Origin of the sequence: Streptomyces sp. MK7, assembly GCF_032658145.1 — a bacterium.
Lineage (GTDB): Bacteria > Actinomycetota > Actinomycetes > Streptomycetales > Streptomycetaceae > Streptomyces > Streptomyces spiralis.
This window is the reverse complement of the sequence record NZ_JAVACL010000002.1, coordinates 96,417-111,644: the sequence shown is the minus strand read 5'-3', so window position 1 is coordinate 111,644 and position 15,228 is coordinate 96,417. Positions and strand designations below refer to the sequence as shown.

The following is a 15,228-nucleotide window of genomic DNA, read 5'->3' as shown; positions in this document are numbered from 1 at the left end:
CCCCCATGAGCAAGATCCTGATCCGTGGTGCGAAGGTGCTCGGCGGCGAGCCGCAGGACGTGCTGATCGACGGCGAGACCATCGCCGAGGTGGGTACCGGCCTGAGCGCGGAAGGCGCTGAGGTCGTCGAGGCCGGCGGCAAGGTGCTCCTGCCGGGCCTGGTCGACCTCCACACCCATCTGCGCGAGCCGGGCCGCGAGGACTCCGAGACGGTCCTCACCGGCACCCGGGCCGCTGCCTCCGGCGGCTACACGGCCGTTTTCGCCATGGCCAACACCTTCCCCGTCGCCGACACCGCCGGCGTCGTCGAACAGGTCTGGCGGCTCGGCCGGGAGCACGGCTACTGCGACGTGCAGCCCATCGGTGCCGTCACCGTCGGCCTGGAGGGCAGGAAGCTCGCCGAACTCGGCGCCATGCACGAGTCGGCCGCCGGGGTCACCGTCTTCTCCGACGACGGCAAGTGCGTCGACGACGCCGTGATCATGCGCCGCGCGCTGGAGTACGTGAAGGCCTTCGGCGGGGTCGTCGCCCAGCACGCGCAGGAGCCGCGGCTGACCGAGGGCGCCCAGATGAACGAGGGCGTCGTCTCCGCCGAGCTGGGCCTGGGCGGCTGGCCGGCCGTCGCCGAGGAGTCGATCATCGCCCGCGACGTGCTGCTCGCCGAGCACGTCGGCTCCCGCGTCCACATCTGCCACCTGTCGACCGCCGGAAGCGTCGAGATCGTGCGCTGGGCCAAGTCCCGCGGCATCGACGTCACCGCCGAGGTCACCCCGCACCACCTGCTGCTCACCGACGAACTGGTGCGCACCTACAACCCGGTCTACAAGGTCAACCCGCCGCTGCGCACCGAGCGCGACGTCATGGCCCTGCGCGAGGCGCTCGCCGACGGCACGATCGACATCGTCGCCACCGACCACGCCCCGCATCCGCACGAGGACAAGGACTGCGAGTGGGCCGCGGCCGCCATGGGCATGGTCGGCCTGGAGACCGCGCTGTCGGTGGTCCAGGAGACCATGGTCGACACCGGGCTGCTGGACTGGGCGGGCATCGCCGACCGCATGTCCTTCACGCCGGCCCGGATCGGGCGGGCCGGCGGCCACGGCCGTCCCGTCTCGGCTGGTGAGCCCGCCAACCTCACCCTCGTCGACACGGCATACCGTGGGCAGGTGGACCCCGCGGGCTTCGCCTCGCGCAGCCGCAACACCCCCTACGAGGGACGTGAGCTGCCGGGCCGTATCACCCACACGTGGCTCCGGGGCAAGGCCACGCTCGTCGACGGGAAGCTCACGTGACACCTGTAATCCTGCTGGCGGAGGCCCAGAAGTCGGCCGACGTCACCGACTGGCCGGCCCGCATCGGCTGGCTCGTCGGACTCCTGCTCTTCATCGCGCTCGTCTACTGGCTGATGCGCGAGGGCTGGAAGTGGCGCGGCACGCTCCAGAGCGACCTGCCCCCGCTGCCCGGCGCGCCCGAGGAGACCGGCGAGGCGAGACTGACGATGAGCGGCCGCTACCACGGCTCCACCACCGCCGGGCAGTGGCTGGACCGCATCGTGGCCCACGGCCTCGGCACCCGCAGCCGGGTCCAGCTCACCCTGTCCGACGCGGGCCTGGACGTCGTACGCCCCGGGGCGGCCGACTTCTTCGTGCCCGCCGCCGCGCTGCGCGGCGCCCGGCTCGACAAGGGCATCGCCGGCAAGGTCCTCACCGAGGGCGGACTGCTGGTGGTGACCTGGGCGCACGGCGACAAGCTGATCGACTCCGGCTTCCGCTCCGACCACGCCGCCGAGCACACCGAGTGGGCCGACACCCTGAACCAGATGATCAACGACACGGAAGGCGCACGATGACGACCTCCACAAGGGGAAGCTCCTCACAGAGGAACAGGGCGCTTCCCGCCGTACTCGTCCTGGAGGACGGCCGTACCTTCCGCGGCCGCGCCTACGGGGCCGTGGGGGAGACCTTCGGCGAGGCCGTGTTCTCCACCGGCATGACCGGCTACCAGGAGACCCTCACCGACCCGTCGTACGACCGCCAGATCGTCGTCGCGACCGCCCCGCAGATCGGCAACACCGGCTGGAACGACGAGGACGACGAGTCGGCGCGGATCTGGGTCTCCGGCTACGTCGTGCGCGACCCCGCGCGCGTGCCGTCCAACTGGCGCGCCAAGCGCTCCCTGGACGACGAGCTGGAGCGGCAGGGCGTGGTCGGCATCTCCGGCATCGACACCCGCGCACTCACCCGCCATCTGCGCGAGCGCGGCGCCATGCGCGCCGGCATCTTCTCCGGAGCTGCGCTCGACAGCGCCTCCGGCGCGGGGACCGCCGCCGACTCCGAGCTCCTCGCGCGTGTGCAGGCCCAGCCGCACATGAAGGGCGCGAGCCTGTACGAGGAGGTCGCGACCCAGGAGGCGTACGTCGTCCCCGCGATCGGCGAGAAGCGCTTCACCGTCGCCGCCATCGACCTCGGCATCAAGGGCATGACCCCGAACCGCATGGCCGAGCGCGGCATCGAGGTGCACGTCCTGCCCGCGACCGCCACGGCCGACGAGGTCTACGCCGTCAACCCGGACGGAGTGTTCTTCTCCAACGGCCCCGGCGACCCGGCGGCCGCCGACGGCCCGGTGGCGCTGATGAGCGCCGTCCTGGAGCGGAAGACGCCCCTGTTCGGCATCTGCTTCGGCAACCAGATCCTCGGCCGCGCCCTCGGCTTCGGCACCTACAAGCTGAAGTACGGCCACCGGGGCATCAACCAGCCGGTCCAGGACCGTACGACCGGCAAGGTCGAGGTCACCGCGCACAACCACGGCTTCGCCGTGGACGCGCCGCTCGACAAGGTCAGCGAGACCAAGTTCGGCCGCGCCGAGGTCTCGCACGTCTGCCTGAACGACGACGTCGTGGAGGGGCTCCAGCTGCTCGACCAGCCGGCCTTCTCCGTCCAGTACCACCCCGAAGCGGCAGCGGGCCCGCACGACGCCGCCTACCTGTTCGACCGCTTCGTCTCCCTGATGGAGGGCCAGCGTGCCTAAGCGCACCGATATCCAGTCCGTCCTGGTCATCGGCTCCGGCCCGATCGTCATCGGTCAGGCCGCCGAGTTCGACTACTCCGGCACCCAGGCGTGCCGCGTGCTCAAGGCCGAGGGGCTGAGGGTCGTCCTCGTCAACTCCAACCCGGCGACGATCATGACCGACCCGGAGATCGCCGACGCCACCTACGTCGAGCCGATCACCCCCGAGTTCGTCGAGAAGATCATCGCCAAGGAGCGCCCCGACGCCCTGCTGCCCACCCTGGGCGGCCAGACGGCCCTCAACACGGCCATCGCGCTGCACGAGAACGGCGTCCTGGACAAGTACGGCGTCGAACTGATCGGCGCCAACGTCGAGGCCATCCACAAGGGCGAGGACCGCGACCAGTTCAAGGAGGTCGTGGAGGCCGTCCGCCGGAAGATCGGCCACGGCGAGTCCGCCCGCTCGGTGATCTGCCACTCCATGGAGGAGGTCCTGGCCGGCGTCGACGAGCTCGGCGGCTACCCGGTCGTGGTCCGCCCGTCCTTCACCATGGGCGGCGCCGGCTCCGGCTTCGCGCACGACGAGGAGGAGCTGCGCCGCATCGCGGGTACCGGTCTCGCGCTCTCCCCGACCACCGAGGTACTCCTGGAGGAGTCCATCCTCGGCTGGAAGGAGTACGAGCTGGAGCTGATGCGTGACAAGCACGACAACGTCGTGGTCGTCTGCTCCATCGAGAACTTCGACCCGATGGGCGTGCACACCGGTGACTCGATCACCGTCGCCCCGGCGATGACGCTCACCGACCGCGAGTACCAGATCCTGCGCGACATCGGCATCGCCGTCATCCGCGAGGTCGGCGTCGACACCGGCGGCTGCAACATCCAGTTCGCGGTCGACCCCGCCGACGGCCGGGTCATCGTCATCGAGATGAACCCGCGTGTCTCCCGCTCCTCGGCCCTGGCCTCCAAGGCGACCGGCTTCCCGATCGCCAAGATCGCCGCCAAGCTCGCCGTCGGCTACACCCTCGACGAGATCCCCAACGACATCACCCGGGAGACCCCGGCCTCCTTCGAGCCGACCCTGGACTACGTCGTCGTCAAGGCCCCGCGGTTCGCCTTCGAGAAGTTCCCGCAGGCCGACTCCACGCTGACCACCACCATGAAGTCGGTCGGCGAGGCCATGGCCATCGGCCGCAACTTCACCGAGGCCTTCCAGAAGGCGCTGCGCTCCCTGGAGAAGAAGGGCAGCCAGTTCACGTTCGTCGGCGAGACCGGCGACAAGGACGCGCTGCTCCGCGAGGCCGTACGGCCCACCGACGGCCGCATCAACACGGTCATGCAGGCCATCCGCGCGGGCGCCACGCCCGAGGAGGTCTTCGCGTACACGAAGATCGACCCGTGGTTCGTCGACCAGCTCTTCCTGATCAAGGAGATCGCGGACGAGCTGACCGAGGCCCCCGAGCTCACCCCCGACCTGCTGGCCGAGGCCAAGCGGCACGGCTTCTCCGACCAGCAGATCGCCGAGATCCGCGGCCTGCGCGAGGACGTCGTCCGCGAGGTCCGGCACGCCCTCGGTATCCGCCCGGTCTACAAGACGGTCGACACCTGCGCCGCCGAGTTCGCCGCCCGGACGCCGTACTTCTACTCCTCCTACGACGAGGAGACCGAGGTCGCGGCCCGGACCAAGCCCGCGGTGATCATCCTGGGCTCCGGCCCCAACCGCATCGGCCAGGGCATCGAGTTCGACTACTCCTGCGTCCACGCCTCCTTCGCGCTGTCCGACGCCGGGTACGAGACCGTGATGGTCAACTGCAACCCGGAGACCGTCTCCACCGACTACGACACCTCCGACCGGCTGTACTTCGAGCCGCTCACCCTGGAGGACGTCCTGGAGATCGTTCACGCGGAGCGGCAGGCCGGCCCGGTCGCCGGTGTCGTCGTCCAGCTGGGCGGCCAGACCCCGCTGGGCCTCGCCCAGGCCCTGAAGGACAACGGTGTGCCGATCGTCGGCACCTCTCCCGAGGCGATCCACGCCGCCGAGGACCGGGGCGCCTTCGGCCGGGTGCTCGCGGAGGCGGGCCTGCCCGCCCCCAAGCACGGCACCGCCACCACCTTCGCCCAGGCCAAGACGATCGCCGACGAGATCGGCTACCCGGTCCTCGTCCGGCCGTCCTACGTCCTCGGCGGGCGCGGCATGGAGATCGTCTACGACGAGGCGCGCCTGGAGGCGTACATCGCCGAGTCCACCGAGATCAGCCCCTCCCGGCCGGTCCTGGTCGACCGGTTCCTGGACGACGCCATAGAGATCGACGTCGACGCCCTCTACGACGGCGAGGAGCTGTATCTCGGCGGCGTCATGGAGCACATCGAGGAGGCCGGCATCCACTCCGGCGACTCGGCGTGCGCCCTGCCGCCGATCACGCTGGGCGGCTTCGACATCAAGCGCCTGCGCGCCTCCACCGAGGCCATCGCGCGCGGTGTCGGGGTGCGCGGCCTGATCAACATCCAGTTCGCGCTGGCCGGCGACATCCTCTACGTCCTGGAGGCCAACCCGCGCGCCTCCCGCACGGTCCCCTTCACCTCCAAGGCGACCGCGGTGCCGCTGGCCAAGGCCGCCGCCCGCATCTCCCTGGGCGCCACCATCGCCGAGCTGCGCGCGGAGGGCCTGCTGCCGAAGAACGGCGACGGCGGAACCATGCCGCTGGACGCGCCGATCTCCGTCAAGGAGGCGGTCATGCCGTGGACGCGGTTCCGCGACATCCAGGGCCGCGGCGTCGACACCGTCCTCGGCCCGGAGATGCGCTCCACCGGCGAGGTCATGGGCATCGACTCCGTCTTCGGCACGGCCTACGCCAAGTCGCAGTCGGGCGCCTACGGGCCGCTGCCCACCAAGGGCCGCGCGTTCATCTCGGTCGCCAACCGGGACAAGCGTTCGATGATCTTCCCGGCCCGGGAGCTGGTCGCCCACGGCTTCGAACTGCTCGCCACCTCCGGCACCGCCGAGGTGCTCAGGCGCAACGGCATCAACGCCACCGTCGTGCGCAAGCAGTCCGAGGGCACCGGCCCGAACGGCGAGCGGACCATCGTCCAGCTCATCCACGACGGCGAGGTCGACCTCATCGTCAACACCCCGTACGGCACCGGCGGCCGCCTCGACGGCTACGACATCCGTACGGCGGCCGTGGCGCGGTCCGTGCCGTGCCTGACGACGGTCCAGGCGCTCGCCGCGGCGGTCCAGGGGATCGACGCCCTCAACCACGGCGACGTGGGCGTGCGCTCCCTGCAGGAACACGCCGAATTCCTGACCGCGGCCCGCGACTAGCAGCCCCGAGGGGGACACCGGAAACGGTGTCCCCCTCTTCGTGAGGACACCATGTACAAGATCTTTTTCAGTCTGGTCTTCCGGCGCATGGATCCCGAGCAGGCCCACCGCCTGGCCTTCCGCTGGATCCGTCTCGCCGTCCGCATCCCCGTGCTGCGCACGTTGCTCGCCGCCGCCCTCGCCCCCCGCTTCAAGGAGCTGCGCACCGAGGCCCTGGGCCTGCGCATGCACGGCCCCTTCGGGCTCGCGGCCGGCTTCGACAAGAACGCCGTCGCCATCGACGGGATGTCGATGCTGGGCTTCGACCACGTCGAGATCGGCACCGTCACCGGCGAGCCGCAGCCCGGCAACCCCAAGAAGCGGCTGTTCCGGCTGGTCGCGGACCGCGCGCTCATCAACCGCATGGGCTTCAACAACGACGGCTCGCTGGCCGTCGCCGCGCGCCTGGCCTCGCGCACACCCGTCTTCAGGACGGTCGTGGGCGTCAACATCGGCAAGACCAAGGTCGTCCCCGAGGAGGAGGCCGTCGGCGACTACGTGAAGTCGGCCGAGCGCCTCGCCCCGTACGCCGACTACCTGGTCGTCAACGTCTCCTCCCCGAACACCCCCGGCCTGCGCAACCTCCAGGCCACCGAGGCGCTGCGCCCGCTGCTGAGCGCCGTGCGCGAGGCCGCCGACCGGGTCGTGCCGGGGCGCCGGGTGCCGCTGCTGGTGAAGATCGCCCCCGACCTCGCCGACGAGGACGTCGACGCCGTCGCCGACCTCGCCGTGGAACTCGGCCTGGACGGCATCATCGCCACCAACACCACCATCGCCCGAGAGGGACTCGGACTGCGCTCCGACCCGGCCCTGGCCGGCGAGACCGGCGGGCTGTCCGGCGCCCCGCTCAAGGCGCGCTCCCTTCAGGTGCTGCGCCGCCTCTACGCGCGCGTGGGCGACCGCATCACCCTGGTCGGCGTGGGCGGCATCGAGGACGCCGAGGACGCCTGGCAGCGCATCCTGGCCGGCGCCACGCTGGTCCAGGGCTACAGCGCCTTCATCTACCAGGGGCCCTTCTGGGGCCGCGCGATCCACAAGGGGCTCGCCGCGCGCCTGCGCACCAGCCCGTACGCCACCCTCGCCGACGCGGTCGGCGCCGATGTGAGGAAGGCCGGCGTGACGACGGCCGATGTGAAGAACGCCGATGTGAAGAAGGCAGGGAAGACGGCATGAGCCCGATGGAACCCTTCGGCGCCCGGCTGCGCCACGCCATGGACGAGCGCGGCCCGCTGTGCGTCGGCATCGACCCGCACGCGTCCCTGCTCGCCGAGTGGGGCCTGAGCGACGACGTGGCCGGTCTGGAGCGGTTCAGCCGCACGGTCGTGGAGGCGGTGGCCGACCGGGTGGCCGTCCTGAAGCCGCAGAGCGCCTTCTTCGAGCGCTTCGGCTCCCGGGGTGTGGCCGTCCTGGAGAAGGCGGTCCAGGAGGCGCGGGCGGCCGGGGCACTGGTCGTCATGGACGCCAAGCGCGGCGACATCGGCTCGACCATGGCCGCCTACGCCGAGTCCTTCCTGCACAAGGACGCGCCGCTGTTCTCGGACGCGCTGACCGTCTCGCCGTACCTCGGGTACGGCTCGCTCGGGCCGGCGGTCGAGCTGGCGCGGGAGAGCGGCGCGGGCCTGTTCGTGCTGGCGCTGACCTCCAACCCGGAGGGCGGCGAGGTGCAGCACGCCGTCCGGCCCGACGGCCGGAACGTGGGCGCGACGATGCTCGCGCACCTGGCGCGGGAGAACGCGGGGGAGAGCCCGATGGGCTCCTTCGGCGCGGTGGTGGGGGCCACGCTCGGCGACCTGTCGTCGTACGACCTGGACATCAACGGACCGCTGCTGGCGCCCGGGATCGGCGCGCAGGGGGCGACCCCGGCCGATCTTCCCACGGTCTTCGGCCCCGCGGTGCGCACGGTGGTCCCGAACGTCAGCCGGGGTGTTCTTCGTCACGGTCCCGACGTCGTCGCGCTGCGTGACGCGGCGGAACGCTTCGCCGACGAGATCCGGGTCGCGGTGGCCGCCGGATGAGTTTCCGGGCGCGATCCGGGGCTGCTTGAGGCTGGATACATTCTCAAATCCGAGGCAATATGTCCTAAATGTCCGTCCTCACTGAGGCTGACCAGGACTTTTCCTCTGTTCTCGCTGACTCTGGCGTCCTTGACCGCTAGTCTCCGTCGAGTGGGGCCACCTCCCACGCCCTCGAGGCAGTGGGGGAGAACGGGCAAGCGTGTTGCTCGTGGCTCCCCAGGTGTGGGGCGACTAGGTTCCTCACCGGTCCGTATCCGACAGTTCGACATCCGAGGTGACGTAGGCGTGGCTCTTCCGCCCCTTACCCCTGAACAGCGCGCAGCCGCGCTCGAAAAGGCCGCCGCGGCTCGCCGGGAGCGGGCCGAGGTCAAGAATCGACTCAAGCACTCCGGCGCCTCCCTGCACGAGGTCATCAAGCAGGGCCAGGAGAACGACGTCATCGGCAAGATGAAGGTGTCCGCCCTTCTTGAGTCCCTGCCGGGCGTGGGTAAGGTCCGCGCCAAGCAGATCATGGAGCGACTCGGCATCTCCGAGAGCCGTCGGGTCCGCGGCCTCGGCTCCAACCAGATCGCTTCCCTGGAGCGTGAGTTCGGCAGCACCGGCTCCTGAACCCCGCCCCGTCGGGAAGGGAGTCCCGGGCACTCCGGGATTGCTGGAATAATCGCTGCATGGCAGTAACACCCCGGGGGACGTCCCCCGTCCCCCCGGACGCACGTCCGCGGCTGACCGTGCTCTCCGGCCCCTCCGGGGTCGGCAAGAGCACGGTCGTCGCCCATATGCGCAAAGAACACCCCGAGGTATGGCTCTCGGTGTCGGCGACGACCCGCAAGCCCCGCCCCGGCGAGCAGCACGGAGTCCACTACTTCTTCGTCACCGACGACGAGATGGACAAGCTGATCGCCAACGGCGAGCTGCTGGAGTGGGCCGAGTTCGCCGGCAACCGCTACGGCACGCCGCGCGCCGCCGTGCTGGACCGCCTGGAGGCGGGCGAGCCGGTCCTGCTGGAGATCGACCTCCAGGGCGCCCGGCAGGTCCGCGAGTCCATGCCCGAGGCCCAGCTGGTGTTCCTCGCTCCGCCCACCTGGGAGGAGCTGGTGCGCCGCCTCACCGGCCGGGGGACCGAGCCGCCCGAGGTGATCGAGCGCAGGCTGCGGGCGGCGAAGGTCGAGCTGGCGGCCGAGCCGGAGTTCGATACGACCCTGGTCAACACCTCCGTCGAGGACGTGGCGCGCGAGCTGCTAGCCTTGATGGACGTTGTGTGATCGTGACGGTCACCGTGGTGGTCGCACCGGGTGATCGCACACCGACTGAATCTTTCCCATCCATCGGAAGGTAGAGCGTGTCCTCTTCCATCTCCGCGCCCGAGGGCATCATCAACCCGCCGATCGACGAGCTCCTCGAGGCCACCGACTCGAAGTACAGCCTCGTGATCTACGCGGCCAAGCGTGCCCGCCAGATCAACGCGTACTACTCGCAGCTCGGCGAGGGTCTTCTGGAGTACGTCGGTCCGCTCGTCGACACCCACGTCCACGAGAAGCCGCTCTCCATCGCCCTGCGCGAGATCAACGCGGGTCTGCTGACCTCCGAGGCCGTCGAGGGCCCGGGGCAGTAAGTGTTTTTTCCACAGGCCCGGCAGCGCGGCTGCCGGGCCTGTGGTGTGCTCGGGGGTGCGGGGCAGGCTCGTCCCGCGACGAAGCGGCGATGATGCAGCATGGACGCGTACGCCGATGAGCCGAGGCGTGCGTGTCGTGTGTGCCGAGTGCGGGAGGCCCGGTGAGCAAGCCCAAGGTCGTTCTGGGGGTCAGCGGCGGCATCGCCGCCTACAAGGCGTGCGAGCTGCTGCGCCGGCTGACCGAGTCCGGACACGACGTCCGTGTCGTCCCCACCGCCTCCGCGCTGCACTTCGTCGGCGCCGCCACCTGGTCCGCCCTGTCCGGCAACCCCGTCGCCACCGAGGTCTGGGACGACGTCCACGAGGTGCCGCACGTCCGTACCGGCCAGCACGCCGACCTGGTGGTGGTGGCCCCGGCCACGGCCGACATGCTCGCCAAGGCCGCCCACGGCCTCGCCGACGACCTGCTGACCAACACCCTGCTCACCGCCCGCTGCCCGGTGGTCTTCGCCCCGGCCATGCACACCGAGATGTGGGAGCACCCGGCCACGCAGGAGAACGTGGCGACGCTGCGCCGCCGCGGCGCCGTCGTCATCGAACCGGCCGTCGGCCGGCTCACCGGCGTCGACACCGGCAAGGGCCGGCTGCCCGACCCGGCGGAGATCTTCGAGATCTGCCGTCGCGTCCTGGCCCGGGGCGTGACCGAGCCCGACCTGGCCGGCCGGCACGTCGTCATCAGCGCCGGCGGCACCCGGGAACCCCTGGACCCGGTCCGCTTCCTCGGCAACCGCTCCTCCGGCAAGCAGGGCTACGCCCTGGCCCGCACGGCGGCGGCCAGGGGCGCGCGGGTGACCCTGATCGCCGCCAACACCACCGGCCTGCCCGACCCGGCGGGCGTGGACGTCGTCCCGGTGGGGACGGCCGTGGAGCTGCGCGAGGCGGTGCTCAAGGCGACCCGGGACGCCGACGCGGTGGTCATGGCCGCCGCCGTCGCCGACTTCCGGCCCGCGACGTATGCGACCGGGAAGATCAAGAAGAAGGACGACCAGGAACCGGAGCCCATCGCCCTGGTGCGCAATCCGGACGTCCTCGCGGAGATATCGGCCGACCGGGCGCGCCCCGGACAGGTGATCGTGGGCTTCGCCGCCGAGACCGACGACGTCCTCGCCAACGGCCGCAAGAAGCTGGCGCGCAAGGGCTGCGACCTCCTCGTGGTCAACGAGGTGGGGGAGCGCAAGACCTTCGGTGCGGAGGAGAACGAGGCCGTGGTGCTGGCCGCCGACGGCGGCGAGACCCCCGTGCCGCACGGGCCGAAGGAGGCCCTGGCCGAGACCGTGTGGGACCTCGTGGCCGCCCGGCTGCGCTGAAACCCCGCCCCGGCCGGTTCACCCGGACTCCGTACTCGGGCGGCGGCACCCTGTTCAAGGTCGCCGGGCATTGGGCACAATGCCCGTGCCGCAGGTCACAGTGGGCCCGAGAGGCGAGACGGGTGGGCCCGTGGCCGAGCGCGACCGATAAACTGTTTTCCGGACGGCGCAGGGCGCAGCCCCCCGTGCCGTCCACCAATGATCAGCCAGCAGCCGCTGCAACCCCAGGGAGCGTTGTGTCCCGTCGCCTGTTCACCTCGGAGTCCGTGACCGAGGGTCACCCCGACAAGATCGCTGACCAGATCAGTGACACCATTCTCGACGCACTGCTGCGCGAGGACCCGACCTCCCGGGTCGCGGTGGAGACGTTGATCACCACCGGTCTGGTGCACGTGGCCGGTGAGGTCACGACCAAGGCTTACGCGGACATCGCGACCCTGGTCCGCGGCAAGATCCTGGAGATCGGCTACGACTCCTCGAAGAAGGGCTTCGACGGCGCCTCCTGCGGCGTGTCCGTGTCGATCGGCGCGCAGTCCCCGGACATCGCGCAGGGCGTCGACGCGGCGTACGAGACCCGGGTCGAGGGCGACGACGACGAGCTGGACCGGCAGGGCGCCGGCGACCAGGGCCTGATGTTCGGCTATGCCTCGGACGAGACGCCGACGCTGATGCCGCTGCCGGTCTTCCTGGCCCACCGGCTGTCCAAGCGTCTGTCGGACGTGCGCAAGAACGGCACGATCCCCTACCTGCGCCCGGACGGCAAGACCCAGGTCACCATCGAGTACGACGGCGACAAGGCGGTCCGCCTGGACACCGTCGTGGTCTCCTCGCAGCACGCCAGCGACATCGACCTGGACTCCCTGCTGGCCCCCGACATCCGCGAGTTCGTCGTCGAGCCCGAGCTGAAGGCTCTCCTGGACGACGGCATCAAGCTGGACACCGACGGCTACCGCCTGCTGGTCAACCCCACCGGCCGGTTCGAGATCGGCGGCCCCATGGGTGACGCGGGCCTGACCGGCCGCAAGATCATCATCGACACCTACGGCGGCATGGCCCGCCACGGCGGCGGCGCGTTCTCCGGCAAGGACCCGTCCAAGGTCGACCGCTCGGCGGCGTACGCGATGCGCTGGGTGGCGAAGAACGTGGTGGCCGCGGGCCTGGCCTCCCGCTGCGAGGTGCAGGTCGCCTACGCGATCGGCAAGGCCGAGCCGGTCGGTCTGTTCGTGGAGACCTTCGGCACCCACAAGATCGACCCCGAGAAGATCGAGAAGGCCATCGACCAGGTCTTCGACCTGCGTCCGGCCGCGATCATCCGCGACCTCGACCTGCTCCGCCCGATCTACGCCCAGACCGCCGCCTACGGCCACTTCGGCCGCGAGCTGCCGGACTTCACCTGGGAGCGCACCGACCGCGTGGACGCCCTCCGCCAGGCCGCGGGCCTGTAAGCAGCCCCTCGGCCTGCACGCCGTCCATCCGTCGAGGCCCGGATCCCGGTCACGGGAGCCGGGCCTCGACGCATGCGCGTCATGGCTCAGCCGGTACGGAGGAACCCGAGTATCAGCATCAATGTCAGTGCCGTTTGGTAAGAATGCAAGCGTGAGCAGCGAGAACGGGGCGTCCCGGACAGAAGGGGACGGCGGGGCCGAAGGGGCACCGCCGGAGCAGCTCGCGCTCATTCGGGAGAGCGTGCGCAAGGCGAAGGAGCCCCGCGCCAAGCCCCGCACCTGGCGGGGAGCGGCGCTCGCCGAGCGGCTGCCCGTCGCGCGGGTGCTCGTCGACAAGGGCGTGCTCCACCTCGACCGCTACTTCGACTACGCCGTGCCCGCCGAGCTGGACGCCGACGCCCAGCCGGGCGTGCGGGTGCGGGTGCGGTTCGGCGCCGGACGGCACCGCGTGCGGGAGGGCCGGCGCGAGGGCGGCGGACTCATCGACGGGTTCCTGATCGAGCGCCGGGCCGAGTCCGACTACTCCGGGCCACTGGCCGCGCTCGCCCAGGTCGTCTCGCCCGAGCCCGTGCTGAGCGAGGAGCTGCTCGGGCTGGCCAGAGCCGTCGCCGACCGGTACGCCGGCAGCGTCGCCGACGTACTGCAACTCGCCGTACCGCCGCGCAGCGCTCGGGCCGAGCAGCAGCCGTCACCTCCTCCGCTGCCCCCGCCGCCCGACCCGGACGCCGGCCCCTGGGCCCGGTACGAGCACGGAGGCGCCTTCCTCGCCGCACTGGCCTCCGGCGGCACCCCCAGGGCCGTCTGGAACACCCTGCCGGGGCCGCAGTGGAGCGAGGAGCTGGCCCGCGCCGTCGCGGCGACGCTCGCATCGGGGCGGGGCGCCCTCGTCGTCGTACCGGACGGACGGGCCGCCGCCCGGGTGGACGCCGCGCTGACCTCCCTCCTCGGCGAGGGCCGGCACGCGCTGCTCACCGCCGACGCCGGCCCCGAGCAGCGGTACCGGCAGTGGCTGGCGGTCAGCAGAGGCTCCGTACGGGCCGTCGTCGGGACCCGCGCCGCCATGTTCGCGCCGGTGCGCGACCTCGGACTGGTCGCCCTCTGGGACGACGGCGACGACAGCCTGAGCGAACAGCACGCACCCCAGCCCCACGCGCGGGAGGTGCTGCTGCTGCGCGCCGCGCTGGACGGGTGCGGCTTCCTGCTCGGCGGCTGGAGCTGCACCGTCGAGGCCGCCCAACTCGTCGAGACCGGCTGGGCGCGGCCCCTGGTCGCGGCGCGCGAACAGGTGCGGCGGGCGGCCCCGCTCGTGCGCACCGTGGGCGACGGGGACCTCGCGCGGGACGAGGCGGCCCGGGCCGCGCGGCTGCCCACCCTCGCCTGGCAGGTCGCCCGTGAGGGCCTGCGGCACGGCCCGGTGCTGGTGCAGGTTCCCCGGCGGGGGTACGTCCCACGGATGGCCTGCGCCCAGTGCCGCGCGCCCGCCCGCTGCCGGCACTGCGCCGGCCCCCTCCAGGGGCAGGACGCGGTCCTGCTCCGCTGCGGATGGTGCGGGCGGGAGGAGACCTCCTGGCACTGCCCGGAGTGCGGCTCGTTCCGGCTGCGGGCACAGGTCGTCGGGGCCCGCCGGACCGCCGAGGAGCTCGGGCGGGCCTTCCCCGCCGTGCCGGTGCGCACCTCGGGCCGCGAGCACGTGCTGGACACCGTCCCGGCGGCGCCCGCGCTGGTCGTGAGCACACCGGGCGCCGAGCCGGTCGCCGAGGGCGGGTACGCGGCGGCCCTGCTGCTGGACGGCTGGGCCATGCTGGGGCGCCCCGATCTGCGTGCGGGCGAGGACGCGCTGCGCCGGTGGATCGGGGCCGCCGCGCTCGTCCGCCCGCAGGAGACGGGTGGCACGGTGGTCGTGGTCGCCGAGCCGACGCTGCGGCCCGTGCAGGCCCTGGTGCGCTGGGACCCCGTCGGACACGCGGTACGGGAGCGCGCCGAGCGGGCCGAACTGGGGTTCCCCCCGGTCTCCCGGATGGCGGCCGTGTCGGGCCCGCCGGAGGTGGTCGCGGACTTCCTCCGCGCGGTCGAACTGCCGCGCGAGGCAGAGATCCTGGGCCCGGTGCCGCTTCCGGTCACCCCGCCCGGACGGCCCCGGCGGTCGGGCGCGCCACCGCCCGGCGAGCAGTGGGACCGGGCGCTGATCCGCGTCCCGCCCGGCAGCGGAGCGGCACTCGCCGCCGCCCTGAAGGCCGCTCAGGCGGCGCGCACGGCCTGCGGGAGCGGTGAGCCGGTGTGGGTGCGGATCGACCCGCCGGACATCGGCTGAGGTGACGGACGTCGGCCGCGGTGACGGATAGGGGTGAGATGACTTAGGACCCCTTGGACCCGGTGAGCTGACGGGCAGCGGGTGACAGGTCGTCACGGGTGGCCGGCGCGT

12 protein-coding genes are annotated in these 15,228 nt (G+C 71.8%); all 12 read left to right on the top strand.

Annotation, left to right across the window (positions count from 1 at the left end; all coding sequences use genetic code 11):
• Window positions 1-5: 5 nt before the first annotated feature.
• The 12 genes from R2S09_RS03160 (at window position 6) to R2S09_RS03105 (ending at window position 15,117) form a co-directional block, all read left to right on the top strand.
• Complete coding sequence (locus tag R2S09_RS03160) at window positions 6-1,292, top strand: dihydroorotase (protein ID WP_306188502.1); 1,287 nt, start codon at window positions 6-8, stop codon at window positions 1,290-1,292.
• On the top strand, window positions 1,289-1,849 hold the full coding sequence (locus R2S09_RS03155; RefSeq protein ID WP_316739661.1) for a hypothetical protein: 561 nt from the start codon (window positions 1,289-1,291) through the stop codon (window positions 1,847-1,849). Before R2S09_RS03160 ends, R2S09_RS03155 begins: the two co-directional genes overlap by 4 nt.
• Window positions 1,846-3,027 (top strand): glutamine-hydrolyzing carbamoyl-phosphate synthase small subunit, encoded by a 1,182-nt coding sequence (gene carA / locus R2S09_RS03150; protein WP_306188498.1) that lies wholly within the window; start codon window positions 1,846-1,848, stop codon window positions 3,025-3,027. Before R2S09_RS03155 ends, carA begins: the two co-directional genes overlap by 4 nt.
• Entirely contained in the window at window positions 3,020-6,328 is a 3,309-nt protein-coding gene (gene carB / locus R2S09_RS03145) for a carbamoyl-phosphate synthase large subunit (RefSeq protein WP_306188497.1), read from the top strand. Before carA ends, carB begins: the two co-directional genes overlap by 8 nt.
• A gap of 51 nt (window positions 6,329-6,379) precedes the next feature.
• Window positions 6,380-7,540, top strand: coding sequence for a quinone-dependent dihydroorotate dehydrogenase (locus R2S09_RS03140; protein WP_316739660.1), 1,161 nt, complete (start codon window positions 6,380-6,382; stop codon window positions 7,538-7,540).
• Entirely contained in the window at window positions 7,537-8,382 is an 846-nt protein-coding gene (gene pyrF, locus R2S09_RS03135; RefSeq protein WP_316739659.1) for an orotidine-5'-phosphate decarboxylase, read from the top strand. The genes R2S09_RS03140 and pyrF overlap by 4 nt, the downstream gene beginning before the upstream one ends.
• Before the next feature lie 285 nt (window positions 8,383-8,667).
• Window positions 8,668-8,991, top strand: a complete 324-nt coding sequence (locus tag R2S09_RS03130) for an integration host factor (protein WP_003977346.1) — start codon at window positions 8,668-8,670, stop codon at window positions 8,989-8,991.
• Between the two features lie 59 nt (window positions 8,992-9,050).
• Entirely contained in the window at window positions 9,051-9,644 is a 594-nt protein-coding gene (gene gmk / locus R2S09_RS03125; protein WP_306188493.1) for a guanylate kinase, read from the top strand.
• A 77-nt stretch (window positions 9,645-9,721) separates the two neighbouring features.
• Entirely contained in the window at window positions 9,722-9,994 is a 273-nt protein-coding gene (rpoZ, locus tag R2S09_RS03120) for a DNA-directed RNA polymerase subunit omega (RefSeq protein WP_004933985.1), read from the top strand.
• Between the two features lie 161 nt (window positions 9,995-10,155).
• Window positions 10,156-11,361 (top strand): bifunctional phosphopantothenoylcysteine decarboxylase/phosphopantothenate--cysteine ligase CoaBC, encoded by a 1,206-nt coding sequence (coaBC, locus tag R2S09_RS03115; protein ID WP_316739658.1) that lies wholly within the window; start codon window positions 10,156-10,158, stop codon window positions 11,359-11,361.
• Between the two features lie 236 nt (window positions 11,362-11,597).
• Entirely contained in the window at window positions 11,598-12,806 is a 1,209-nt protein-coding gene (gene metK, locus R2S09_RS03110) for a methionine adenosyltransferase (protein ID WP_306188488.1), read from the top strand.
• A gap of 151 nt (window positions 12,807-12,957) precedes the next feature.
• Entirely contained in the window at window positions 12,958-15,117 is a 2,160-nt protein-coding gene (locus R2S09_RS03105; RefSeq protein WP_316739657.1) for a primosomal protein N', read from the top strand.
• The last annotated feature ends 111 nt before the right edge of the window (window positions 15,118-15,228 follow it).

What these genes read in the sequence shown, in the direction of transcription:
- R2S09_RS03160 (WP_306188502.1), top strand. Translation starts at nt 6, where the DNA reads ATGAGCAAGATCCTGATCCGTGGTGCGAAGGTGCTCGGCGGCGAGCCG.
- carA (WP_306188498.1), top strand. Translation starts at nt 1,846, where the DNA reads ATGACGACCTCCACAAGGGGAAGCTCCTCACAGAGGAACAGGGCGCTT.
- R2S09_RS03140 (WP_316739660.1), top strand. Translation starts at nt 6,380, where the DNA reads ATGTACAAGATCTTTTTCAGTCTGGTCTTCCGGCGCATGGATCCCGAG.
- pyrF (WP_316739659.1), top strand. Translation starts at nt 7,537, where the DNA reads ATGAGCCCGATGGAACCCTTCGGCGCCCGGCTGCGCCACGCCATGGAC.
- gmk (WP_306188493.1), top strand. Translation starts at nt 9,051, where the DNA reads ATGGCAGTAACACCCCGGGGGACGTCCCCCGTCCCCCCGGACGCACGT.